The sequence below is a fragment of the Streptomyces sp. SP18CS02 genome, assembly GCF_036322365.1.
Classification (GTDB): Bacteria; Actinomycetota; Actinomycetes; order Streptomycetales; family Streptomycetaceae; genus Streptomyces.
In genome coordinates this window covers 156,674-179,390 of record NZ_JAQYXC010000291.1, presented here as the reverse complement: position 1 = coordinate 179,390, position 22,717 = coordinate 156,674, and the positions used below count along the sequence as shown (strand labels likewise).

At 74.0% G+C, this 22,717-nt stretch carries 19 protein-coding genes; 7 read left to right on the top strand and 12 right to left on the bottom strand.

The window, feature by feature from the left end; genetic code table 11:
- The first annotated feature begins 21 nt into the window (after positions 1-21).
- On the top strand, positions 22-1,029 hold the full coding sequence (locus PUR26_RS23485; protein WP_329874635.1) for a LysR family transcriptional regulator: 1,008 nt from the start codon (positions 22-24) through the stop codon (positions 1,027-1,029).
- A gap of 149 nt (positions 1,030-1,178) precedes the next feature.
- Here PUR26_RS23485 and PUR26_RS23480 read toward each other — a convergent pair whose 3' ends face one another.
- A complete protein-coding gene (locus PUR26_RS23480) occupies positions 1,179-1,937 on the bottom strand; it encodes an ABC transporter ATP-binding protein (protein WP_329874633.1) in 759 nt (252 codons plus the stop codon).
- A gap of 532 nt (positions 1,938-2,469) precedes the next feature.
- Between PUR26_RS23480 and PUR26_RS23475 the strand changes: the two genes are divergently transcribed.
- From PUR26_RS23475 to PUR26_RS23460, 4 genes are all read left to right on the top strand, one after another.
- Positions 2,470-2,892 carry a secondary thiamine-phosphate synthase enzyme YjbQ gene (locus PUR26_RS23475; protein ID WP_329874631.1) on the top strand — a complete coding sequence of 141 codons (423 nt, stop codon included), beginning with the start codon at positions 2,470-2,472 and terminating at the stop codon, positions 2,890-2,892.
- A 517-nt stretch (positions 2,893-3,409) separates the two neighbouring features.
- Positions 3,410-4,093, top strand: coding sequence for a response regulator transcription factor (locus PUR26_RS23470; RefSeq protein WP_329874629.1), 684 nt, complete (start codon positions 3,410-3,412; stop codon positions 4,091-4,093).
- 2 nt (positions 4,094-4,095) lie between these two features.
- Positions 4,096-5,616 (top strand): HAMP domain-containing sensor histidine kinase, encoded by a 1,521-nt coding sequence (locus tag PUR26_RS23465; protein ID WP_329874626.1) that lies wholly within the window; start codon positions 4,096-4,098, stop codon positions 5,614-5,616.
- The gene (locus PUR26_RS23460) at positions 5,613-6,275 is read left to right on the top strand and encodes a hypothetical protein (protein ID WP_329874624.1); all 663 of its coding nucleotides are present in this window, start codon (positions 5,613-5,615) and stop codon (positions 6,273-6,275) included. The genes PUR26_RS23465 and PUR26_RS23460 overlap by 4 nt, the downstream gene beginning before the upstream one ends.
- Before the next feature lie 315 nt (positions 6,276-6,590).
- Here PUR26_RS23460 and PUR26_RS23455 read toward each other — a convergent pair whose 3' ends face one another.
- The 7 genes from PUR26_RS23455 to PUR26_RS23425 form a co-directional block, all read right to left on the bottom strand.
- Positions 6,591-9,929 carry a S8 family peptidase gene (locus tag PUR26_RS23455; RefSeq protein ID WP_329874622.1) on the bottom strand — a complete coding sequence of 1,113 codons (3,339 nt, stop codon included), beginning with the start codon at positions 9,927-9,929 and terminating at the stop codon, positions 6,591-6,593.
- A 374-nt stretch (positions 9,930-10,303) separates the two neighbouring features.
- The gene (locus PUR26_RS23450) at positions 10,304-11,368 is read right to left on the bottom strand and encodes an AI-2E family transporter (protein ID WP_329874956.1); all 1,065 of its coding nucleotides are present in this window, start codon (positions 11,366-11,368) and stop codon (positions 10,304-10,306) included.
- 181 nt (positions 11,369-11,549) lie between these two features.
- Positions 11,550-12,950, bottom strand: a complete 1,401-nt coding sequence (locus PUR26_RS23445) for an NtaA/DmoA family FMN-dependent monooxygenase (RefSeq protein ID WP_329874620.1) — start codon at positions 12,948-12,950, stop codon at positions 11,550-11,552.
- Positions 12,947-14,149, bottom strand: a complete 1,203-nt coding sequence (locus tag PUR26_RS23440; RefSeq protein WP_329874618.1) for an LLM class flavin-dependent oxidoreductase — start codon at positions 14,147-14,149, stop codon at positions 12,947-12,949. The genes PUR26_RS23445 and PUR26_RS23440 overlap by 4 nt, the downstream gene beginning before the upstream one ends.
- Before the next feature lie 54 nt (positions 14,150-14,203).
- A complete protein-coding gene (locus PUR26_RS23435) occupies positions 14,204-14,320 on the bottom strand; it encodes a putative leader peptide (RefSeq protein WP_329874616.1) in 117 nt (38 codons plus the stop codon).
- A 139-nt stretch (positions 14,321-14,459) separates the two neighbouring features.
- Positions 14,460-15,161 carry an HAD family hydrolase gene (locus tag PUR26_RS23430; RefSeq protein WP_329874615.1) on the bottom strand — a complete coding sequence of 234 codons (702 nt, stop codon included), beginning with the start codon at positions 15,159-15,161 and terminating at the stop codon, positions 14,460-14,462.
- 25 nt (positions 15,162-15,186) lie between these two features.
- Positions 15,187-15,669, bottom strand: coding sequence for an Lrp/AsnC family transcriptional regulator (locus tag PUR26_RS23425; RefSeq protein ID WP_329874613.1), 483 nt, complete (start codon positions 15,667-15,669; stop codon positions 15,187-15,189).
- 263 nt (positions 15,670-15,932) lie between these two features.
- On the opposite strand from PUR26_RS23425, the gene PUR26_RS23420 reads away from it, so the two are divergent.
- Together PUR26_RS23420 and PUR26_RS23415 are read left to right on the top strand one after the other, a co-directional pair.
- Positions 15,933-17,459, top strand: coding sequence for an FUSC family protein (locus PUR26_RS23420; protein ID WP_329874611.1), 1,527 nt, complete (start codon positions 15,933-15,935; stop codon positions 17,457-17,459).
- Positions 17,460-17,511: 52 nt separating this feature from the next.
- Complete coding sequence (locus PUR26_RS23415; RefSeq protein ID WP_329874609.1) at positions 17,512-18,579, top strand: lactonase family protein; 1,068 nt, start codon at positions 17,512-17,514, stop codon at positions 18,577-18,579.
- Between the two features lie 155 nt (positions 18,580-18,734).
- Here PUR26_RS23415 and PUR26_RS23410 read toward each other — a convergent pair whose 3' ends face one another.
- The 4 genes from PUR26_RS23410 to PUR26_RS23395 form a co-directional block, all read right to left on the bottom strand.
- The gene (locus PUR26_RS23410; protein ID WP_329874607.1) at positions 18,735-19,655 is read right to left on the bottom strand and encodes a sirohydrochlorin chelatase; all 921 of its coding nucleotides are present in this window, start codon (positions 19,653-19,655) and stop codon (positions 18,735-18,737) included.
- Between the two features lie 88 nt (positions 19,656-19,743).
- Positions 19,744-20,817 carry an N-acetylglucosamine kinase gene (locus PUR26_RS23405; protein ID WP_329874605.1) on the bottom strand — a complete coding sequence of 358 codons (1,074 nt, stop codon included), beginning with the start codon at positions 20,815-20,817 and terminating at the stop codon, positions 19,744-19,746.
- Entirely contained in the window at positions 20,814-21,491 is a 678-nt protein-coding gene (locus tag PUR26_RS23400) for a uracil-DNA glycosylase (protein WP_329874603.1), read from the bottom strand. Before PUR26_RS23400 ends, PUR26_RS23405 begins: the two co-directional genes overlap by 4 nt.
- A 34-nt stretch (positions 21,492-21,525) precedes the next feature.
- Positions 21,526-22,614: a WD40/YVTN/BNR-like repeat-containing protein gene (locus PUR26_RS23395; RefSeq protein WP_329874601.1), complete on the bottom strand. Its 1,089-nt coding sequence runs from the start codon at positions 22,612-22,614 to the stop codon at positions 21,526-21,528.
- Positions 22,615-22,717 lie beyond the last annotated feature (103 nt).

The following is a 22,717-nucleotide window of genomic DNA, read 5'->3' as shown; positions in this document are numbered from 1 at the left end:
TCGATCTTTTAGATCCGCTGCATGGAACTCGGTGGAGCACGGCTGAGGGCTCTGGTCGAACTGGCCCGCTGCGGCACCATGACGGCCGCCGCCGCGGCCCTCGGGTACACGCCCGGCGCGATCTCGCAGCAGATCGCGGCCCTGGAACGCATCGCGGGAGCCCGGCTGATCCGGCCGGTCGGCCGTCGGGTCGAGCTCACCGACGCCGGACACGTCCTGGTCGCCCACGCGGGGCGCATCCTCGCCGCCCAGGCGGAGGCGGCGGCCGCCCTGGAGAACGTCCCCCACCAGATCACGGCCCGGCTGAGGCTCGGGGTGTTCGGGACGGCCGCCGCGGCCTTCCTGCCCCCGGCGCTGTGCTGGCTGCGCGGCCGCCACCCGGGGGTGCGCGTGGTGAGCCAGGAGGTCGACGTCGACCACGCCCACGCCGAGGTCCGCGCCGGGCGGGTCGACCTGGCCCTCGGCCTGGACTACCCGGACGCCCCGCTGGCCAGGGACGGGGAGTCCGAACTGATCCGGCTGCGTTCGGAGCGCTTCGCCCTCGCGGTACCGGCCCGGCCGCCGCTCGCCGGAGCCGCGATGTCCGCTCCAGCGCGGGGCCCGGGAGACGTGACCGTCCGGCCGGCCGGGGCCCCTGCCACGACCGGGCCGTCATGGGTGCCGTCGGCAGCGGGCGGGCTTCCCGCGTCCCTGGGGCTGGCCGACGCCGCCGAGCAGGACTGGATCCTGCCCTCGCCGTCGACCCACTACGGGCGGGCCATCCGCACCGCGTGCCGGAGGGCCGGATTCGAGCCCCGTGTCGCCCACGAGGTCACGGACACGGCGACCTCCCTGGCCATGGTCGGCGCGGGACTGGGCGTGGCACCCGTCACCGAGCTGATGCTGCGCCTGCGTTCGGCCGGCATCACGCCCGTCCCGCTCACCGACCTCGTCGAGCGGCACGTGGTGGTGGCCGTCCGCCGCGGCGCCCGCGCCCGCGCCTCGGTGGAGGCGCTCATCGAGGCCCTGCGCCGCGGAGCCACCGCGTGAGCGCGGGGCCCTGTCCGCGCCTTGCCCGGCCGACGGGCGAGCCGCGCGAGCAGGGCCGGGGAGGACGACGCGAGCAGGGCCGAGTGAACACGAGCAGGGCCGGGGAGGACGACGCGAGCAGGGCCGGGGAAGAAGCGGAACGCATTCCCTCAGGTGTGCGCGTCCCCGGTGGGCCCCTCTGCGAGGCGGTCACTGCCGAGCTCGGTGAGCAGCCGGGAGCGCAGCGCGGCGAACGCCGGATCGGAGGGGGTACGGGGACGGTCGAAACCGATCCGCGTCTGGTACGCGATGCCACCGTCACGCATCACCAGCGCACGGTCCGCGAGCACCAGCGCCTCGTCGACGTCATGGGTGACCAGGAGCACCGTGCAGCGGCGCCGCCGCCACACCTCGGCCATCATCGCCTGGGCGTCGAGCCGGGGCAGGGCACCGAGCGCGCCGAACGGCTCGTCGAGCAGAAGCAGATCGGGCTCGCGCACCAGCGCCCGGGCGAGCGAGACGCGCTGTGCCTCCGCGCCGGACAGCCTTCTCGGCCATGCCCCCGCCCGGTGGCCGAGGCCCACTTCCGCCAGGACCTTCTCGGCGACACTGCGCCCGGGTTTGCCCGGCAGCCCCAGCAGTACGTTGCGCCACACCCGTTTCCACGGCATCAGCTGCGGCGCCTGGGCGGTGACGGCCCGTCGCTTCGGCACCATGACCGTGCCGGTGATGTCGCGGTCGAGCCCCGCGAGAACCCGGAGCAGGGTCGTCTTGCCGGATCCGCTGCGGCCGAGCAGGGCGGTGAACTCCCCCTGGCGCAGGGTCAGATCGAGGCCGTCGATGACGGGCCGGCCATCGAGGGAGCGGTGCAGGCCCCGTACGCACACCACCGTGTCCTCGATCAGTGGCCGATGAAGATCGGTCGCCATGACGGCAGCCTTTCGGGAGTAAGGACGCCGGCGTCGGCGAACAGGCCGGGGAAGGTGCGCGAGACGGGGCGCGGAGGCCGCGCCGGGCCCGTCATCGCGCCGGGCAGTGCGCCGGGCGGCGGGCGCCTCGGGGCGGCGGGGTCACCGGCCCGGGTTCGAGCGGAGGGCGGTCCCGGGATAAGGGGGAGGTGGCCGGCGCGACGCGGTCGGGGGTCATGGCAACTCCATGGGCAGGGAGGCGGGTGCCTCAGCGCCCGTGCACACCGGAGTCACCCGGGCACGGGGTCAAAGGACGCCGGAAAGGAGGAGAGGGGCGCGAGAGCGCCGAAACGACGTCAGCGGCCGCGGCGACACGCGGCGGAGGCCACCCACAGCAGGTCGATGTGACCGCGCGTGGTGAGCAGAGCGGTGAGCGTCATGGCGCCGAACGTAACCACGCCCGTACGGCCGGTCAATGTCGTCTCGTCAGCCGGACACGCCGTCTTGTGATGCGGGCGGGACAGGCGGGGAGGAAGTACGTCACCATGGGGGGATGAGCGCCGCATTCCTCACACGTACGCTGCGGATCACGACCGGAAGGACGGAGGGCATCCACGACCTGACACACGAGTGCGCCTCGTTCCTGCGCGAAGCGGCGGCGGGGCGGGACGGACTGCTGAACATCTTCACGCCTCACGCCACGACCGGAGTGGCCATCATCGAGACCGGCGCCGGGAGCGACGACGACCTGCTCGCGGCCCTGCACGTCCTCCTGCCCGCCGACGACCGCTGGCAGCACCGCCACGGCAGCCCGGGACACGGCCGGGACCATGTGCTCCCCGCCCTGGTCCCGCCGCACGCGACCGTCCCGGTCACCGGCGGAGAGATGGCGCTGGGCACCTGGCAGTCGGTGTGCGTGGTCGACACCAACAAGGACAACCCGGACCGTCAGGTGCGGTTGTCGTTCCTCGGGTGACTCCGGCGCGGCACGACTGCGGGAGCGATGTCCGGCCGCACCCGGTGGGGGGAGGCTCCGGTCTCCGGTCGGGGCCGCGGAGCAGCCCTGTGTGGCGGTACGAGGCGCGAGGAGCGGTCCGGGCGGTCGGCGCCGAGGGGTCCGTACCGGCGCATCGGGCGGTCGCGCCGAGGGACCGTACCGGCGTGCCGGCGCACCGTCGGTGTGTCGAGGAGTCGGTGCCGTACTTCCGGTCCGGGCCCCCGGACATGACGAAACCGGGTCGTACGAGGAGCCTCTGACCGCCCGTCATCATCCGGCGCGGGCCTGGGAGTATGAGGGGTCACCGCTGCCTCACCTCCTGGAGTACGACATGACGCGTCACCACCTCGTGTCCGCGGCCGGAGGGCTCCGCCGGTCCTGCCTGTGACGCGCAGGCCATCACGGACACGCCCATCCGCTCTTCCGTGCTGCCCCCCGCCGCCCGGCCGCCGAACCCTCTACGCCCCCCATTCCCCGCGACCCCGGAGACACCGCCATGCCACGCGTCCTCCTCGTCGAAGACGACCCCTCCGTGCGCGAGGGCGTCGGGATCGGGTTGCGCCGGTGCGGGCACGATGTTCTCGCCGTCGCGACCGGCGAGGCCGGTATGGAGGCACTGCATGCCTTTCGCCCCGGCATCCTGCTGCTCGACCTGATGCTGCCCGCCATGAGCGGCGTCCAGGTGTGTCACCGCGTACGCGAGACCAGCCAGATACCGATCATCATGCTGACCGCGCGCGGCGACGACGTCGACATCGTCGTCGGTCTGGAGGCGGGTGCGGACGACTACATCGTCAAGCCCGCCCGCACCGAGGTCATCGAGGCCCGCATACGCGCCGTGCTGCGCCGCATCGAAAGTCCGGTCGGCGCGAGGCCCGCCGTTGAGCACCACGGTGAACTCGACATCGACCGCGCCGGTCACACCGTCCTCAAGTCGGGCGACCCGGTCGCCCTCGCACCCTCCGAACTGAGGCTGTTGCTGCACCTGTCCGCGGCGCCGGAACAGGTCTTCAGCAGACAGCTGCTCCTGGAAGAGGTCTGGGAGCACAGCTACCACAGCGACGTCCGTCTGGTGGACGCCTGCGTGCGCCGGCTGCGCGCCAAGATCGAGGATCCGTCCGGCGACCCTCGGTACATCCAGACCCTTCGGGGCTTCGGATACCGCTTCGGTCCGCTGTGAGGATGTCCGGAGCGACCGCCGCGTTCGGGCTGCGCACCCGGCTGGTGATCGCGTTCCTGCTGGTGGCCGCTGTCAGCGCCGTCACGACCGCCGCGCTGACCTACCGGGCGGCGCGCAGCGCGGTCCTCGTGCGTGCGCAGGACACGGCCGTCGCCTCCTTCCGCGAGGAGGTCGAGCAGTTCGCCCCCAGCCTGCCCCTGGACCCGGATTCACTGCGGTGGTACCTCTACGACATCGCGGCGCGCGCCAAACCCCATCCCTGGATCGTCTTCGCCGAGTACGGGTCGCTGCGCGCCTCATCGGGTGACAAGCCCGTCTCCGGTGTTCTGACCGAGGAGCTGCGCCGCACCGCGCTCACTTCGCCGCACGGCAGCTTCGAGCGGGTCGTCAAGGACGGAAGGGCGTATCTGACGATCGGGATGCCGGTGATGACGCGAGTCGTCGCCGGCGGCGACGCGGTGCCCAGTGGCCTGGTGCTCTTCGCCGTGATGCCCATGACCAACGAGGAGGTGGACATCGACGCACTGGTGTCCGCCGCCCGGGACGGCGCGCTGCCAGGACTGGCCGTGGCCCTGGTGCCCGCACTGCTCGCGGCGCGCAGCGTGCTCCGCCCTGTCCGTGAACTGCGGCGTGCCACCACGTCCATGGGCGGCGGGCGGCTCGACACGCGTATCCCCGTACACGGCCGGGACGAGATGGCCGACCTGGCGCGGACGTTCAACGAGTCGGCAGCCCGCCTCGAACGCTCCGTGCAGGAGTTGCGGGACGCCGGGGCGCGGGCCCGGCGCTTCGCCTCGGACGTCTCGCACGAGTTGCGCACCCCCCTCGCCGGTATGCTCGCCGTCACGGACGTGGTGGACGAGGACGCCGGGACGCTCGCCCCGGACACGGCTCGGGCGGTGCGCCTGATCAGCGCCGAGACCGGAAAACTGGCCGTACTGGTGGAGGATCTGATGGAGATCTCCCGCTTCGACGCCCGCGCGGCGGAGCTCAACACCGACGAGGTGGACGCGGGAGAGGCCGTGCGCAGGACCCTGTCCGGCAGGCAGTGGCTCGGCCGGATCCGCGCGGAGCTGCCCGACGGCGTCCGCATCCGTCTCGACCCGCGCCGCTTCGACGTCATCGTGGCCAACCTGGTCGGCAACGCCCTTCGCCACGGTGCCGAACCGGTCACGGTGCGGCTGTCGGCGCACGGGGACGTGCTGATCACCGAGGTGCGCGACAGCGGCCCCGGGATCGCGCCGGACGCGCTGCCGCACATCTTCGACCGTTTCTACAAGGCGGAGGCCGCGCGTTCCCGCTCGGCGGGCAGCGGCCTGGGGCTTGCGATCACGGCGGAGAACGTACAGCTGCACGGCGGCACGATCCGCGCGGAGAACGCGCCCGGCGGCGGAGCCCTGTTCACCGTGGAACTGCCCTTCGGCGGGCCCGCGTCCGGGTGCGGCGAGCCGGACGGCCCGTCGCCCGCGCGGGGTGGCACGGTGCCGGCGGAGGGCCGCGACCGGACGGAGCGCAAGGGGTGAGGAAGCCGGCGCCCCGTGCGCGTCGAGCGGTCCGGCTCGCCGCGCTGATGGCGCTCGCCGGGGGCACGCTCGCGGGCTGCGGCATCCAGGAGACGGCCGTGATCGAGGCCGGTGGCCCGGCCGTCGCCGACCTGCTTCCCCCGCGCGAGGGACGTGTGCTGTTGTTCTTCTTCTCCCCCGACGGTGAACTGCTGCCCGTGCCACGGACCGTCGAAGCACCGTGGCAGAGCGGTGTCGCCGGCTCCGTCGGTCCGGACGACCCGTCGGCTCGCCCGGACGGGTCGCAGGAACGGGACGGCCTCGGCGGTTCGCCGTCGGCGGGTACGGAGATGAGCGGGGCCGTCTCTCCACTCGCGGCCGTCACCGCCCTGTTCGCGGGGCCGGACAAGGCCGAAACACGGGCCGGGTTCCGCAACGCTCCGTCGCTGCCCCGCGCGGCGTCCGCCGTGGACCGGGTCGTGCCGGGCGGCCTCGACGTCGAGGTGAAGCTGCGTCTGCGGGTGACAGGGCTGACGTCCTCAGCCCGCGACCAGATCGTCTGCACGGCGGCGTACGCGGCGCAGGCGCGGGGGGCCGTGTCCGTCAGTCTGGTCGGGCAGGAAGGACGCCTCGCGCCGGCCGAGTGCCCCGTTCGCGCGGTGCCGGTGCCGGCACGCTGACCCCCGGCACAGGACACGCGGACGGCTCGTCACCGGTCAGGAGGCCAGGACCGGCTCACGCCCCGGGGGTGCCGTCGACCACGGCCGCCCGGGACGGCGCCCGGCCGTCCGACGGACCCGGGGCGCCCCGCCGCCGACAGCGGCGGGGCACGGCCCCGGCGGAAGCGAGGCGCCCCGGCGGGCCCGCACGGAAGACAGCGGCCCGCCGGAACATCCGTCCCGGCGGGCCTCTCCCGTCGACTCACCAGGGGCCGTGGCCCGGCCGTCGGAGCCTCACCGGCCGCGCGCCGCCGACGGGTTCCCGCCCGCGGCGCCTCACCGGCCGAGGAAGGCGTCGTGGATCGTGACCGTCGACCGGTTGTCGTCCTTGTCCGTGACGACTGCCTTCAGCGAGATCGCCTTGCCCTTCTCCGGGGCGCGTACCGTGATCCTGTCCGCCCTGACCGGCACGGGCAGCCACGTCGCGCCGTCGTACGACACCAGGACTTGCAGGGTCTTCAGCTGCGCGCCGGCCGCCGCGCCCTGCACCTCGACGGGGAAGGTCTGCTTGCTGCCCGCCGGCACAGTGGAGTCCAACGCGAGCTGCGGCAGGAAGCGGACCGTGGAGACCGGGAGCGTGGTCGGGCTCTCGGTGCGGGCCGAGTCGAAGGTCCACGAGGCGTCGATCCGGGTCCCGGCGCGGTTGATCGTCGGATTCCGGCGGATCGTGGTCGACACCGTGTAGGCGGCGGGTTCCGACGGCAGCGCGAAGGGCTCCTGGTCGATGGCGGCGTCCTTCGTCACGTACAGCTCGCCGTTGCGGTGGATGGTCGTGCTCGCAGCCGAGTACTGGGCGAACCCGGAATGGCCCGAACCGTCACTGACCAGTGGCAACGCGCCGTAGATGTCGTCGCCGTCGCGCACGATCCCGTCGTTCGCGTTCAACCGCGGCCCCACCACACCGACGTTGAAGGTCTCGGTGTGGGTCGTCCCCGCCGTGAACCGCTGCGGCCCGTCGAGCTCGTACGCCGAGTCGAAGCCCCGGTAGCCCGTCGGGTCCGCCTCGCCCAGAACACCCGCGACGATGTTCCAGGCGGCCCCGTCGGCCGTGGACAGATAGACATGGCGCGTGCCCGGTGCCGGCTGCACGGAGTAGGGGGCCTCGACGCCGCCTCCGTAGTCCAGCACGCCGTGCGCCGCGAGGGCGCCCTCACGGCCGGGTACGGACGACCCGATCCTCGCCTTCACCAGGGCCATGTCCTTGAGGGCGTAGGTCTTGCTGTAGCCGGTCGCCAGCTCCCTGACCGGGCCGCCGGTGAGGACGTTGTATTCGGTGGTGCCCCGCTCCCAGTGCGCGGACCACTGCTGGGCAAGGGCACCCTCGTCCATCGTGGGGCCCTGGTACGCGGTGCGCAGGTTGTCGAAGCTGCTGAACTCGCCCCCCTCGATGAGGAAGGTCTCGGGTGTGCTCAGGGTGTACATCATCCCGGCGCGCGTGGGGCGCGCGGCCGCGTCCGGCACCTTGAAGGTCACGGGCCGGGTGGTCCGGGCGTCGAGGGTGACAGTGGTGGGACCGGTCACCGAGAGCTCCGGATTGTTGATCAGATCGGCTCCCTTCCTGGGGGCCGCGGGGTCGACCAGCATGTCGGCAGCGAGGCTGTAGGTACCACGCGGCAGCCGGACCGTGGTGGAGCCCGACGACAGGTCCGGGAAGAAGCGCAGGCCCGCGGCGGACTCGCGATAGCCCTTCAGGTCGGCCTGCCAGGTGGTGCTGGCGGCACCGTCCCGTCCGATGGTCTTGAAGGTGACGTCGTACGACTCGCTCTCACGCTCCACCGCCACCGCGGTGCGCACGTTTTGGCCGCCCCCGGACGCGACGACCGTGGCCGAGTACGAGCCGTCGACCGTACCGCCGAGCCGGGTGTCGGCCGTCAGGTCCACGGCGGCGGCGCCGCCCGCCGGGACCGTGATCCGCTGCGCCCCGAGGGTGAAGAACCCGGCCGGGGCGGGCTGCCCGTCCCCGCCGGTGGGCGCCGCCAGCGACAGGTCCAGCGTCACGTCGGCGGTGCCGTTGTTCCGGTACCTCACCTGCTTGGTGACGGGTGTGTCGTCGGTGTGGGGCCACTGCTGGGTGCCCAGGCCGACCGAGCCCGGTTCGGAGACGAGCGTCTGGTCGATCGCCTTGTCGACGGCGAGCCGGCCCGCGCCCTGCTGGAAGACCGAGTGGGAGCCGCCCTTGGCCGAGCCCGTCAGGACAGCCTTGATCTGTGCGCCCGTCCAGGTGGGGTTCTTCTGCTTGAGCAGCGCAGCGGCGCCCGCGACGTGCGGGGTCGCCATCGACGTACCGCTCTGGCTGATGTAGCCGGGAGGGTTCTGGCCAGGGACGCCGGCCGCCGCGGCCGCCGTGATCTCCACGCCCGGCGCCGTGATGTCGGGCTTGACGGCCCCGTCCCCGGTACGGGGCCCGACGCCGGAGAAGTCGGCGATCAGGTCGTCGTCGTCGACGGCGCCCACCGTCAGGGCCGCGTCGGCGCTGCCCGGCGACGCGACCGTGCCCCGCCCCGGCCCGCTGTTGCCCGCGGCTATCGCGAACAGGACGCCCTTCTCCGCGGAGACCTGGTTGACCTGGGCTTCCAGCGGGTCGATCCCAAGGGTGTCGGTGCTGCCCAGGCTCATGTTGATGATGTCGGCGCCCTGGGCGACAGCCCAGTCGACACCCGCGAGGATGCCCGAGTCGTCACCGACCCCCCGGTCGTCCAGCACCTTGGCGTTGATCAACTGTGCAGCGGGCGCCACGCCTTTGAAGCGGGCGTCCTTCGCCCCCGTACCGGCCGCGACAGAGGCCACATGCGTGCCGTGTCCGACCCGGTCCCGGGCGTCCGGGGAGCCACTGAAGTTCCGCTCCGCCACCACCCGGCCCGTCAGATCCGGGTGGGTGGCGTCGATCCCGGTGTCCACGACGGCGATCTTCACACCGGTGCCGTCGTACGAGCGGGCCCAGGCCGCCGGGGCGCCGATCCGGCCGGTGCTGCGGTCGAGCGATGCCTTCCGTACGCCGTCCAGCCAGATCCGCGCGATGCCGGAGGTCATGGCAGCCGAACCGTCGTCCTGCTGACGGGTGAGGGCGTCCCACAGGGAGGCCGCGCTGTCGGTGGTGCTGGTGACGGCGTCGGCGTCGAGGGCCGGCAGAGTCCGCCGGACGGTGGTGCCGTCGGAGGACCGCACCTCGGCGCGGGCGGACCCGGCCGCCGGTCCCCGGTAGCCGACGATCACCTTGAGCCCGGCCCGGCCGGCCTTGCCGGCCTCCGGCCGGGAGAGTGCGGTGATGTCGAACAGCCGCTGGTCCAGCGTGCCTTCGGCGATCAGCCGCCGGGCGTCACGAGGGATCACATAGGTACGGCCGTCGTGGGTCCGGGTGAAGAAGGGGATGTCCTCCCGGCCCTTCGCCCGCTGGATGCCGCCGACCCGGCCACGGGAGTCAAGGAGGACCCGGTCACCGGTGATCAGGGTGACGCTGTGCGCGGCCCTGTCGGCCGGCCGCGAGTCCTTGGCGGCGACCGGGGACGCCGTGTCCGGGCCGCTGGTCCCCGCCGATGCCGCGCCGGTCATGCCCGCCGTCAGGGCGACGGCGGCCGCAGCGACGACGGCGTACGCCTTCTTTGGTCGTTTACGCAAGATTGCCCCTGCTCAGGAGTGGATCGGGCGGGCGAAGGCCCGGCCCGCACGGGGCGAGTTCGCATACGTGTACGGGCCCCGGGTTCCGAAGTATTCCGGGGTCGCTCGGACGCACTCAATGATCGTTGTGTAACAGCCGTCCGGGACGAACGGGCCCGTCAGGGAAGGCGTACGGCTCGTCGGCGACGGAGCTGACGCACGGGTCGCCGACGAGGACGGCCCGGACCGTCGGGCGCGGTTGTCGTTCCTCGGACAGCAACGTCGACGGCAGCGGCGGCAGCGGCGGCGGAGGCCGGAGAGACGGGGAAAGTGGGAGAGACGGGGGAGGCGGGAGGGACGGCAGCGGCGGGTGGCGTGAGGCGGACGGGCGTGGGTCACTCCCGCGCCGCCTCGCGGGTGTCCCGCAGCGCGGTACGCACCGACCAGATCACCGACACCAGCGGTACCGCGACCACGGCCCCCACGACTCCGGCGGCGATCGCCCCGGCGATCACCGAGATCGCCACCACCAGGGGGTGCAGCCGTACGGCCCAGCTCATCACGAGCGGGTGCAGGACATGGCCCTCGATCTGCCCGATGACCACGATCAGGGCGACCACGATCCCCGCCACGAGCGGCCCCTCCGACGCGAGTGCCACCACGGCGGCTACCGCGAGCGCGACCGGTGAGCCGATCAGGGGGACGAACGCCGCCAGGAACTCCAGCAGCGCCAGCGGGAGGGCCAGCGGCACCCCGAGGAGCCAGAGCGCCAGGCCCACGAGGATCGCGTTCGTCGCGGCCACCAGCACGATGCCGTGCGTGTAGCCGGTGAAGGTGCGCCAGGCGGCACGTCCGCCGATCCCCAGACGGTCCCGCATCCGGGAGGGCGACTGGTCCTGGAGCCACGCCCACTGACGGTCTCCCGAGTGGATGAAGAACACCGAGCAGAACAGTGCCAGGGCCAGGGTGGTGAAGACCTCCACGAGGTGGCTCGCCCCGCTCAGCGCCTCACTGGCCAGGGTCGAGCGATGGCTGGACAGGAACTGCCCGATCCTGGTCTGGACATCGGAGAGCGCATCCGCGTTCAGCCGGAAAGGCGGCCGTTGCAGCCACTGCTCGATCCGGTCGACGCCGTCCCGGAACTCACGCACCAGTGTCGCGCGCTCGCCCGCCACCGCCTCGCCCACCAGCGCGAGCAGCCCGAGGACGAGCACGACGCTCCCGATGAGCGTCAGGGCGACGGCCACCGGGCGGGGCAGTACGCGGGCCGCCACGTCGGCGGGGGGCCGCAGCAGCGCGGTGATCACCAGACCGAGGAAGATGGCCACGCCGATCTCGTGGAAGCGCCCGAGGAGGGCGAAGACGGCGTACACGGCCGTTCCCACGGCGAGCAGGCGCCACGCGTACGCGGCGGCCGTGCGAAGGAACGGAGACACCGGCGCAGGGGTGGGTGGCTGCATGGCCATCGACGTACCACCGTGGGGCCGGCCGCCCACGCGCACGGCCCGGCATTCCCCCGGCCTGGGGTCCGGACGGGCGAATGCGGGGACCCGGCCGGGCCCGTCGGGAGACGTCCGGCCACTCGTACGGGCGCGAGACGCCGCTGCCCGGTCGGCGGCCGGGCAGCGGGCGGCCCGGTCGCTATCCGGCCCGGCGCTCCTCCAGCGGGGAGCGGTGGGTGAGCGGTTCGCGCAGGCCCAGGTGTTCGCGCAGGGTGGTGCCGGAGTAGGAGGCGCGGTAGGCGCCGCGCTCCTGGAGCTCCGGGATCAGCAGGTCGACGACGTCGTCGAGTCCGTCGGGCACGAGGTAGGGCGAGAGGTTGAAGCCGTCGATGGCGCCGTGCCGGGCGAAGTGGATGAACTTCTCCGCCAGGCCGGCCGGCGTACCCACGTGTCCGTGCTGCGGGCCGAGCTCGATGACCGTCTCGCGCAGGGACCAGCCGTTGGCCTCGGCCTTCTCCCGCCAGGTGGCCACGACCGCGTGCGGATCGGCGACCCGGCGGTTGCCGAAGGATCCGGTGTTCTCCACCACGACGGGATCCTCCGCGGGGAGGGGACCGTCCGCGTCCCGGTCGGAGAGGTCGATGTTCCACAGCAGCCCCGCGATGCCCAGCGCGGTCGCCGGGGTGACCTGCTGGAGGCGTACCCAGCGGGCCTTCTCCTCCGCCTCCTTCTCGGTGGCACCGATGATCACCTCGGTGCCGGGCAGGATCCGCAGGTCGTCCTCAGGCCGGCCCGCGGCCCGCAGACGGCGTCTGACGTCCTGGGCGAAGGCCAGCGCGTCGTCGAAGTCGGTCCCGTGGGCGGAGAAGATGACATCGGCGTTGCGGGCGGCGAAGTCGCGGCCTTCGGCCGAGTCACCCGCCTGGAAGATCACCGGATGGCCCTGGGCGCTGCGCGGCAGGGTCGGGACGAGATCGACGTCGAAGTGTTCGCCCCGGGTCCGCACCCGGCTCACCGCGCCCGGCGCGGACCATGAGGCGGCGTCGGCCGAGGTGGCGGCGGCCCCATCGGCCCAGCTGTCCCAGATCGCCCGGGCGGTGCCGAGGAACTCCTCGGCACGGCGGTAGCGGTCGGCGTGGTCGAGGTAGCCGCCGCGGCGGAAGTTGGCGCCGGTCCAGGCGTTGTCCGTGGTGACGACGTTCCAGCCGGCGCGGCCCCCGGAGAGCAGGTCGAGCCCGCCGAGGCGGCGGGCGAGGTCGGCCGGCTCGTTGAAGGTGGTGTTGGAGGTGCTGACCAGGCCGATGCGATCGGTGACGGCGGCCAGCGCGGCGAGCTGGGTGATGGCGTCGGGCCTGCCCGCGACGTCCAGGTCGTGTATGAGCCCGCCCACTTCGCGCAGACGCAGCCCCTCGCCGAGGAAGAACGCGTCGAAGAGACCGCGCTCGGCCGTCTGCGCGACCTTGCGGTACGACGCGGGGTCGATCTGCGAGCCGCTCGAAGGGTCCGACCAGATCGTCCAGTGGTTGACGCCCTGGAAGAACACGCCGAAGTGCAGCTGGGCGTCGGGACGGGGCACGTCACCGGGGTCGGTGCGGGTCATCGGGTCTCCTCCGGGACGGCGGTGGCGACGGCGTCGGCAGCGGTGGTCGTGTGAGCCGTGGTCGCACCGGCGGCGACAGCGGCGGTGGCAGGGGCGGGCGCAGTGGCATGTGCGGCGGCGGAGGAAGCGGCGAAGCGGCTGTCGGGCCGGGGCAGGCCCAGTGTGGTCCGCAGCGAGGAGCCCGCCGTGGGCCGGGCGGCGAGCCTGCGGCCCAACAGGTCGGGCAGGACGAGACGGGAGAGCACGGGCAGGTCCTCGTCCAGTACCAGCGGATGCAGCCGCACCCCGTCCACGTACCGGCCCAACTCGGCCAGCAGCGCGACCAGTTCCCCGGCGGAGCCGGTGTGACGGAGCCTGCCCCGGTCGCGCCAGGGCGCGTACCGTTCCAGGTCGGCGACCCGTTCCCGGGCGGTGTGTCGCGGGGTGTCCAGGGCGACCTCCACCTCCGCGAAGGTGAGCGGCGTGCCGGAGGCGGAGGCCGCGGCGCGCACGGCCGCGGTGTCGTGGCCGCCGACCAGGGCCACGTCGAGCTGCTCGGGCGGTACGAGGCCGTGCTCGGCGAGTACGACGAGCTGGCCCTGGGGCGGACGCGGCACGATCGCCGGACCCTTGACGGCGAAGGTCTCGCCGGTGAAGTCGACGTAGTGCAGCCGGTCGCGATCGAGGTAGCGGCTGGTGGCGACCGAACGGATCACCGCGTCGTCCTCCCACGAGTCCCACAGGTCACGGGAGACGCGCACCGAGTCCCGGGCCTCCCGGCTGCGGGCGGCGGCACCCTCCACGAGGGGACGGCCCCAGGCGCGTGCGGCCTCGTCGCTCTCCTCGGCGGTCACGACCCAGCCCGCCCGGCCGGCCGCGATGTGGTCGAGCGAGGCGAGCTGCGAGGAGACGTGGAACGGCTCGGCGTACGTCGTGGGCACGATCGGCGCGACGCCCAGGACGCTGGTCGACGCCGCGATGAAGGCGGCGCGCTCCACCGAGCCGATGCGCCCCACGACGCCGGTCCCGCTGTCGGGGGGCAGCAGACTGTCGTCCAGGGTGACGAGGGTGAAGCCGGCGTTCTCCGCGGCCGAGGCGACACGCGCCACATGGCGTGGGCTCAGCAGCCGGTCGGGCGCGTGCGCGGCGTGGCGCCACGCGGCCGGATGGGCACCGTCGCCGTCGATCTCGACGGCCAGGTGCAGGGCAGGGGTGGGCATGGGAATCCTTCCGAGGGCACGACGGGGCCGTCGGCGCGGGGTGCCGACGGGCGATCAGATGCGCGTGGAAGGACAGATGGCTGAGGAGGTCCGGCAGTAGTCGACGTGCCGACGGCTGATCAGCCTCGTGCCCGCGCGGACACCGAGGGGCGCCGCAGTCGGTGCGTACACGAGTGCCTCCACGGAGAGGAAGAGATCAGCTCACCTTAGGCGGCGCCACGGCGACACTGTCAAGGTCTGCCGGTGAGGAGTCGCCGGTCCGCTCCCGCCGGGCGGGCCGCCGAGGGGCGGGAGCCCGGCAGGAGCCTGATCAGAGCCGCTGCGAAGGATTCTGAAGACCCGTCACATACGCGTGGGCCGCCTGCGCCGTGAACTCGTCCTGACCTCCCGGGAACAGCAGCCCCGCCCGGCGGAACGCCGGGTCGTCCGCCGTCCCCGCCACGTACGGGACGGCCACACACCGCATTCCGGCGGCGTGCGCGGCGGCCGCCCCGGGCGGTGCGTCCTCCAGGACCACACAGTCGGCCGGCTCGGCGCCCAGCCGTCGCGCGGCCTCCAGGAAGACGTCGGGTTCGGGCTTGCCGCGCTCGACCTCCTCGGCCGAGACCCGCACGGGGAGATACGCGTCCAGCCCGGTACCGGCCAGGACCGCCTCGATCGCCGCCCGGGAGGAGCCTGACGCCACCGCCATCGGCACGCCCTCCCCGTGCAGCCGCTCCACGAAGGTCCGCATCTGCGGGAACACCTCGGTCGCCGCGCGGGCCAACTCCAGATAGTGACGGTTCTTGCCGGCCAGCAGTTCGTCGAGGGGCGCCCCGATCCCGTACTCCTTCTTGAGGGCGGCCAGTGTCTCGCGGGTGCCGATGCCGATGAAGTCCGTATGGCGTTCCCAGCTGAAACCCGTCACACCGTAGTGCTCCAGCAGCCGGCGACCCGCCTCGTAGTAGTTCGGTTCGCTGTCCACCAGCGTCCCGTCGAGATCGAAGATGACCGCGGTCCGTGAGGCTCTCATGGGGTCCAGCATGCCAAGGCGTGTCTCAGCGCCGGACGCCGGAGGCCCGGCCCACCGCCTCGACCAGCGGCAGCAGCCGGTGGGGCACCCGCTCGCGCAGCGCCATCTCCGTCCGTGTGCGCACCACCCCCGGCAGCTGGATCAGCTGCTGGATCACATCCTCCAGATGGCCGTTGTCCCGGGCGACCACCCTGGTCAGCAGGTCACCGCCGCCGGTGATCGAGAACGCCTCGACGATCTCGGGCACGGCGGCGAGCGCGTCACCCACCTCGTCCAGGTGCCCCTGGGTGACCTCGATGTGGACGAAGGCGAGCACCGGATGTCCGAGCGCGGCGGGCGAGAGCACCGGGCCGGTGCTGGTGATCACGCCCTCCCGCTCCAGCCGGTCGAGCCGCGCCTGGAGCGTGCCGCGCGCGATGCCGAGGATCCGGGCGTACTCCCGCACGCTCGTGCGCGGCTGCTCGATCAGCAGCCGCAGGATCCGGGTGTCGAGCTCGTCCACGGCCATGGTCCGTTGGCCCCCTTCTGGCTGAAGAATCCTCGCTCCGACTGTACCAATGGCCCATCGCCTCCTGCGCCGGTTGAGCCACTGGGCGGACTGATGCTTTCCTCTTGGGGTAGATGGCGCTGCGCAGCGCCGGGGCGGCGAGGGAGCCGGACCGGACCCGCGGCGCCTTTGCCATGTCAGGACGAGAAGCGTGAAGAGGCCGAGGGACCCGGAGAACGGGTCCCGCGCGGCATCCGCAGGGCGAGGGGGGCGGGACGGCCGTCATGAAGAGCGTCAAGAAAATGTTCACGGCTCCGGATCCGGGTCGGGTGCGTCTGCGCGTCTCCCTCCGGGCCGTGGTGGGCGTGGGTCTCGCGGTGGCGGCGGCCGAGACCGCGGGGCTGTCCCTCACCGCCTCCATCACCGGAGGTCTCGCCGCCCTGCTCGCCCTGTTCACCGTCGGCGACCCGACGGTCCGCCGCCAGGCCGTCACCACCGCGCTGCTTCCGGCCGTCGGCTTCCCGGTACTGGCCCTGGCGACCGTGCTGCACGGGGTGCCGGCGCTGCGTGACGCCTCCTGGCTGGCGGTCGTCTTCTGCGGCGTGTACGCCCGGCGCTGGGGGCCGCGCGGGCACGCGCTGGGCATCTTCGCGTTCATGATGTTCTTCGTCACCCAGTTCCTGCACGCCGTCCCCGCGCAGCTGCCGGAGCTGTACGGTGCGGTCGCCCTGGCCGTCGTCTCGTCCTCCGTCGTCCGCTTCGGACTGTGGTGCGTCGAGCGCACCTCGCCCCCGCCCGCGGTGCCCGCCCCGCTGCCCGGCACGGGACTGGCCCGCCCCACCACCCGACAGGCGTTCCAGGCGGTGGCGGCCTGCGGGTTCGCGCTCGCGGCGGGTCAGCTGCTCTCCCACGAGCGCTGGTACTGGGCGGTCGGCACCGCGTGGTGGATCTTCGTCAACACCGCGTCGCGCGGCGAGACCCTCGTCCGGGGCTTCCGCCGGGTCGTGGGCACCGTCACCGGCATCGCGGCCGGCCTGCTGATCGCCGTCCCGCTGGGCGGGGCGCCCGGCCCGACCGCGGCCCTCGTCGGCGTCTGCGTCTTCGGCATCTTCTACACGGCCGCCCCCTCCTACAGCTGGATGATGTTCTTCGTCACGGTGATGGCGGGGCTGCTGTACGGGCTGCTCGGCGTGCTGCACCCCGGCCTGCTGCTCCTGCGCTTCGAGGAGACGGCGGCCGGCGCCGTGGGCGCGGCCCTCGGCGTCGCGCTGATCCTTCCCGTCACGACGCACGCCGCCACCGACGCCTGGATCCAGCGCGCCCTGCACTGCGTCCACGGCTGCACGACCGCCGCCGCGCGCAGGCTGGCCGGCGACCCGGACGCCGATCCGGCGCCCCTGGCGGCCGAGCTGGAGCTGCTGCTGGGCCGCGTACGGCTCTCGCTCGCCCCGCTGGTGCATCCGCTCAGCCCGCTGCGGGCCCGCAAGGCCCGCGCCCGCCAGGTCATCGTCCTGCTCGACGCCTGCGCCCGTGAGGTGCGCGGGCTGGCCTCCGTGGCCGCCGACCCGGACGCCTCGCACGACGCCCGTCTGGCCGCGGCCTGCTGGCGCGTCGAGGCGGCCGTGCACGCCCTGGTGGCACCCGGCGCCCCCGCCCGTCCGCAACCCGACTCGGTACCGGTCGCCCACCACCCCGGCGCCGAGGCCGCGCTCAGCCACCTGCACGGTCTGGAGAAGGCCCTGGCGGGACTCGCGGCCCCGCTCCGCAGCCCCACCCGCGCTCCTCTGACCGCCACCGCCCCCTTGGTCTAGACCTGCTACGGTCGGCCGCACACCGGAGCGGCGGCGAGAGGGGCGTGCGGGAGTGACGGACAACGCGGCGGGGGAGCGGGACCCGGGCGGCGGGCGGGCCTTCATCGGCTCGTTCACCTCGGCGGGCGGACGTGGAGTGGTCGCGGCGGACGTGGACCGCGAAACGGGCGCCCTGACGGTGACCGGGGCGACGGACGCGGTGGCCGACCCGTCGTTCCTCGCCCCCGCGACGGACCGTGCCGTGCTCTACGCGGTCTCCGAGACGGAGGCGGGCGCCGTCGCGGCCTTCGACACCAGCGGCCCCGCCCCCCGGCTCATCGGCGCTCCGGTCCCGGTGCGCGGCGCGGGCCCCGCCCACCTGACGATCGCCTCGGGGCACGTGCTGACGGCCGACTACGGCTCCGGCGGCGTCACCGTACTGCCCCTCGGCCCCGACGGCGTTCCGCGCGCCGCCACCGACGCGCTGCGGCACCGGGGCTCCGGGCCCGACCCCGACCGTCAGGCCGGACCGCACGCCCACCAGGTGCTGCCCGACCCCAGCGGCCGCTGGGTGCTCAGCGTGGACCTGGGCACCGACTCCGTACGCGTCTGCGCGCTCGACCCCGCCACGGGGCGGCTCACGCAACACGGGGAAACCGCGCTGCCGCCCGGCTCCGGCCCCCGCCACCTGGCTTTCCACCCCTCGGGCGGCCATGTCTACGTGCTCTGCGAGCTGGAGCCCACGCTCTACGTCTGCCGCTGGGACGCGCACACCGGCGGCCTCGATGCCGTGGCCGGTACGTCCGTCCTGCCGAGCGGGGCCGAGACGGCCGGGCGGTACCCCTCCGGGCTCGTCGTCGCGCCCGACGGCCGGTGCGTGTGGGCCGCCGTCCGCGGATCCGACGCCATCGCCGTCCTGCGGCTCGACGGGCCGGACGAAAAGCCTTTCCTGACCTCGACGGTGCCCTGCGGGGGCCACTGGCCCAGGGACCTCACCCTGGACCCCCGTGGCCGCCGTCTGTACGTGGCGAACGAGCGCTCCGGCGACGTGACCTGGTTCGCCCTCGACCCGGCGACGGGCGTCCCGGAGCGCGCCGGCGCGATCGCGGTGCCGGCCGCGTCCTGCGTGGTCCTCGTCTGAACGCCCGCCCGCCGGGCGCGGGCCTTCACGGCCCCGCCGACCGGGCGGTGGCGCGGAAGGGGCCCGCGCCGGTACCTCCCGGCGCGGGCCCCTTCCCGTCCTCCTACGGGGCCTCGGCGCTCCTCGCGCGGGCCCACGGTGTCCTGCGGGTCGCCTCAGCGCACCGGGGCGTCCTGCGGCTGGGGAGCGATGCCCAGCGCCGCCGTGTACTGCGAGAGCACCAGTTTGCCGACCGCCGGGTACGCGCCGAGCGGCTCGGCGACCGCGCAGCCGGCGTCCTTCGCGGCGTCGTCCAGCAGACCCTCGGGAAGCTCCGGGCCGATCAGATAGGGCGCCAGGGCCAGCTGGAGCGAGCCGGAGCCGCGCAGCTGGTCGGCGACCGCTGCCACCGAGCCCTGCTGGTCCACGGCGGCGGCCATGACCGGCACCGCGAGCCGGGCGGCCAGCAGCATGCCGGTGATCCCTGCCGCCTGCACGGCCTCCTCACCGCCGACGGTGGCCAGGACGATGCCGTCGGCGGCCGTTGCCACCGTGAACAGCCGCGCGCGGTCGGCGCGCGCCAGCCCGGCCTCGGACAGCCGGACGTGCAGCGCCTCGGCGAGCAGGGGGTGCGGGCCGAGCACGTCGGACAGCTCGACGGAGGCGCCGCTCTCGGCGACGGCCTCCCGTATCCGGTTCATCAGAGTGCCGTGGGGGCCTGCCAGCAGCGGCACCACCACGGCGGCCGGACCCTCGGGCGCGGCGACCTCGCGGCCGGCGGCCGTGGCCAGCTCGTAACGCTCCACACGCAGCGCGGCCGCCTGAGCCAGGACACCCGCGAGCGTGGGGTACTCGGCGCCGTCGCCGTCCAGGAAACCGACCGCGGCCTCAAGGCCGGGCAGCTCGGAACGGGCGATGCTCACGACCTCTTCGGCCAGGCTGCGCACAGCGGCGGAAGGGGTGCCGGGAACGGCGAGGACGAGCGCGGGCGCGCCCTCGGGAGCCGCCACGGGTTCGGGGCGACGGTGCCGCCCTGACTGGCGGGGTCGCGGCATTCGTACAGGCAGGCCGTTGGCGGGCCCAGTGGGGGAGCTCATGGCGCCGCATGCTACTGGTTTTGTCCCGCCCGCTGTTCGGGGAGGGGGCGGTCGAGTGACCTCTGTCCGCCTTTGTCCGATCAATCCGTTACAAGCCCGCTGTGTCCAACATGCCCGGCTCGCTGGGCAGTCGAAGCGTGTCCGTCGCGAGCCCGGCGGCGACGGTCAGCGCACCGGTGAGGGGATCACCGCCGGCGGACACCGGCCGGGCCAGGGGCAGTTGCTCCGCCAGCTCGGCCCGCAGCGGTACGAGCAGGGGTTCGCCCATCCTGAACAGCCCTCCGGTCAGGGCGATCTCGCGGCCCTCTCCGGGCGGGCACACGGCCGCCGCCGCTTCCGCGATGTGCCGCGCCGCCCGCGCCAGGATGTCCCTCGCCACCGGGTCGCCGCCGGAGCAGGCGGCCACCTCGGGCGCGAAGGAGGCCAGCACCGCGGGCCGGTCGGTACGCGGATAGAGCCGCCCCGGCAGCCCGGCGGGAGGCCCGAACACCGCCTCGGCGCGTGCCAGCAGCGCCGCCGAACCCCCGCGCCGCCCGTCATGGGCCCGCAGTGCCGCCTCCAGGCCGGCCCGGCCGATCCAGGCCCCGCTGCCGCAGTCGCCCAGCAGATGGCCCCAGCCGTCGGCGCGGCGCCAGCGCGCGAGGTCGGTCCCGAGGGCGATCACGCCCGTCCCCGCGGCGACCACCACCCCGCGACGCTGTCCGAGCGCCCCCGCGTACGCCGTGACGGCGTCCGCGGCCAGGGCCACGCGGTCCACGCCCAGCGCGCCCTTGAGGGCCGCCGGCAGGCGGGCGCGCAGATCGTCCCCGAGCGTCGCCATCCCGGCGGCCCCGACCGCGACGGCCGCCACCGCCCCCGCTCCGGCGCGCGCCAGCAGCCCTTCGGCGGCGGGCAGCAGCCGCTCCAGCAGACGGCCGGCGTCGATCCCGCCCGGACCGGTGGGCACCGGCTCGCCGAACGTCACCACCTCGACCGCTTCGGGGGCCCCGCCGGCCGGTACGGCTTCCCCGGCCGCTACGGCCGGTTCCGCCCGCCCGGGGGCCGTACCCGGTCCCGTCCTCGCGAGCGCGATCCGGAGCCCCGACCCGCCCGAGTCCACCCCCAGCACCCAGGGGCCCGGCACGCCGTGGCCGGAGGTCCCGGGGCCGGGGCGGGGCGTCACGGCAGTCGCCACTCGACCGGCTGCGCCCCGTGCCGGACCAACAGGTCGTTCGTGCGGCTGAACGGGCGTGACCCGAAGAAGCCGCGGTCCGCCGACATGGGGGAGGGGTGGGCCGACTCGATGGCGGGGAGGTCGCCGAGCAGCGGACGCAGATTGCGTGCGTCGCGCCCCCACAGCACGGACACCAGGGGCTTGCCCCGGGCGACGAGGGCCCGGATGGCCTGCTCGGTCACCTCCTCCCAGCCCTTGCCGCGGTGCGCGGCCGGCTTGCGGGGCGCCGTGGTCAGGGCACGGTTGAGCAGCAGCACCCCCTGACGCGTCCAGGGCGTCAGATCCCCGTTCGCCGGCCGGGGCAGCCCCAGGTCGGAGTGCATTTCGCGGAAGATGTTCTCCAGGCTGCCGGGCAGCGGGCGCACTTCCGGGGCGACCGAGAAGCTCAGCCCCACCGCGTGCCCCGGCGTCGGATACGGGTCCTGTCCCACGATCAGTACCCGCACCTCGTCGAACGGCTGCTGGAAGGCTCGCAGCACATTCGGTCCGGCCGGCAGGTAGGTGCGCCCGGCGGCGATCTCGGTTCGCAGGAAGTCGCCCATCGCGGCGACGCGTTCGGCCACGGGTGCGAGGGCCTCGGCCCACCCCGGCTCGACGATTTCATTCAACGGTCGTGCTGCCACGGCCGTCACTCTACTGGCGCAGCGGCCGCCTTCATCAACCGATCACCGCCGCCCGTACGCACAGCACGTCCGGCAGGTGCGACCGGAGCAGCTGCCAGCTGTCGCCGTCGTCCGCGCTCGCGTACAACTCCCCGTTGCGGTTGCCGAAGTAGACCCCCGCGGGGTCCGCGCCGTCCGTGCACATCGCGTCCCGCAGTACCGTGCCGTAGTGGTCGCCCTCGGGCAGCCCCGCGCCGAGGGCCTCCCAGGTGCCGCCCGCGTCGCTCGTGCGGTAGACGCGGCAGCGCCGGCCGGCCGGGACCCGGTCGGCGTCGGCGGTGATCGGGAAGACATAGGCGACATCGGCCCGGTGCGGGTGCGCCACGGCGGCGAAGCCGAAGTCGGACGGCAGACCCCCGCCGATGTCGGTCCACCGCACGCCGGCGTCGTCGCTGCGGTACACCCCCCAGTGGTTCTGCAGGTACAGCCGGTCCGGATCGCCCCCGTCCTGGGCGATCTTGTGCACGCACTGCCCGAACTCCGGGTTCGGGTCCGGCAGGAAGACCGCCGACACCCCGTGGTTGGAGGGGGACCAGCTCCCGCCGCCGTCGCGGGAGCGGAACACTCCGGCCGCCGAGACCGCGACCGTGACCGCGTCCGGGTCCCGGGGGTCCGTGACGACCGTGTGCACCGCCTCGCCGCCCCCGCCGGGCATCCACTGCGATCTGGTCGGGTGTTCCCACAGGGGCCGTACCAGCTCGAAGCTCTCCCCGCCGTCCGCCGAGCGGAACAGGGCGGCCGGCTCCGTGCCCGCGTACACCACGCCCGGTGCGGCGGGCCCTGCGGGATGCAACTGCCAGACCCGCTCCACGGAGGCACCGGTGTCCTTGGGGAACCTGACGGCCGGCTCGGCCGGCTCGGTCCAGGTCGCGCCCAGGTCGTCCGAGCGGAACACGGACGGGCCCCAGTGCGCGCTGTCACCGCCCACCAGAAGCCGGGGCACGGCACCCCGTGCGTCGATCCCGATCGCGTACACGGCCTGCGCGTTGAAGTGCGGGGGGCCGCCGAAATCCCATCGGCCGCCGCGCCTGCGGCCGATGAAGAGGCCCTTGCGCGTGCCCACGGTGAGCAGTACGTCGGTCATGGCCGGCACCTCCAGGACGCCGTTGTCTCGGATACGGGCCAGTCTGCACCCGAGCACTGACAGCGGCCCCTCGGCCGACGCCGCCGCAGGTCGGACCGGCCGC

Coding starts and splice junctions, on each gene's coding strand:
- PUR26_RS23445 (WP_329874620.1), bottom strand. CDS start 12,950: ATGACCCGCACCGACCCCGGTGACGTGCCCCGTCCCGACGCCCAGCTG.
- PUR26_RS23485 (WP_329874635.1), top strand. CDS start 22: ATGGAACTCGGTGGAGCACGGCTGAGGGCTCTGGTCGAACTGGCCCGC.
- PUR26_RS23395 (WP_329874601.1), bottom strand. CDS start 22,614: ATGACCGACGTACTGCTCACCGTGGGCACGCGCAAGGGCCTCTTCATC.
- PUR26_RS23440 (WP_329874618.1), bottom strand. CDS start 14,149: ATGCCCACCCCTGCCCTGCACCTGGCCGTCGAGATCGACGGCGACGGT.
- PUR26_RS23475 (WP_329874631.1), top strand. CDS start 2,470: ATGAGCGCCGCATTCCTCACACGTACGCTGCGGATCACGACCGGAAGG.
- PUR26_RS23465 (WP_329874626.1), top strand. CDS start 4,096: ATGTCCGGAGCGACCGCCGCGTTCGGGCTGCGCACCCGGCTGGTGATC.
- PUR26_RS23470 (WP_329874629.1), top strand. CDS start 3,410: ATGCCACGCGTCCTCCTCGTCGAAGACGACCCCTCCGTGCGCGAGGGC.
- PUR26_RS23425 (WP_329874613.1), bottom strand. CDS start 15,669: ATGGCCGTGGACGAGCTCGACACCCGGATCCTGCGGCTGCTGATCGAG.
- PUR26_RS23420 (WP_329874611.1), top strand. CDS start 15,933: ATGAAGAGCGTCAAGAAAATGTTCACGGCTCCGGATCCGGGTCGGGTG.
- PUR26_RS23480 (WP_329874633.1), bottom strand. CDS start 1,937: ATGGCGACCGATCTTCATCGGCCACTGATCGAGGACACGGTGGTGTGC.
- PUR26_RS23410 (WP_329874607.1), bottom strand. CDS start 19,655: ATGAGCTCCCCCACTGGGCCCGCCAACGGCCTGCCTGTACGAATGCCG.
- PUR26_RS23450 (WP_329874956.1), bottom strand. CDS start 11,368: ATGCAGCCACCCACCCCTGCGCCGGTGTCTCCGTTCCTTCGCACGGCC.
- PUR26_RS23430 (WP_329874615.1), bottom strand. CDS start 15,161: ATGAGAGCCTCACGGACCGCGGTCATCTTCGATCTCGACGGGACGCTG.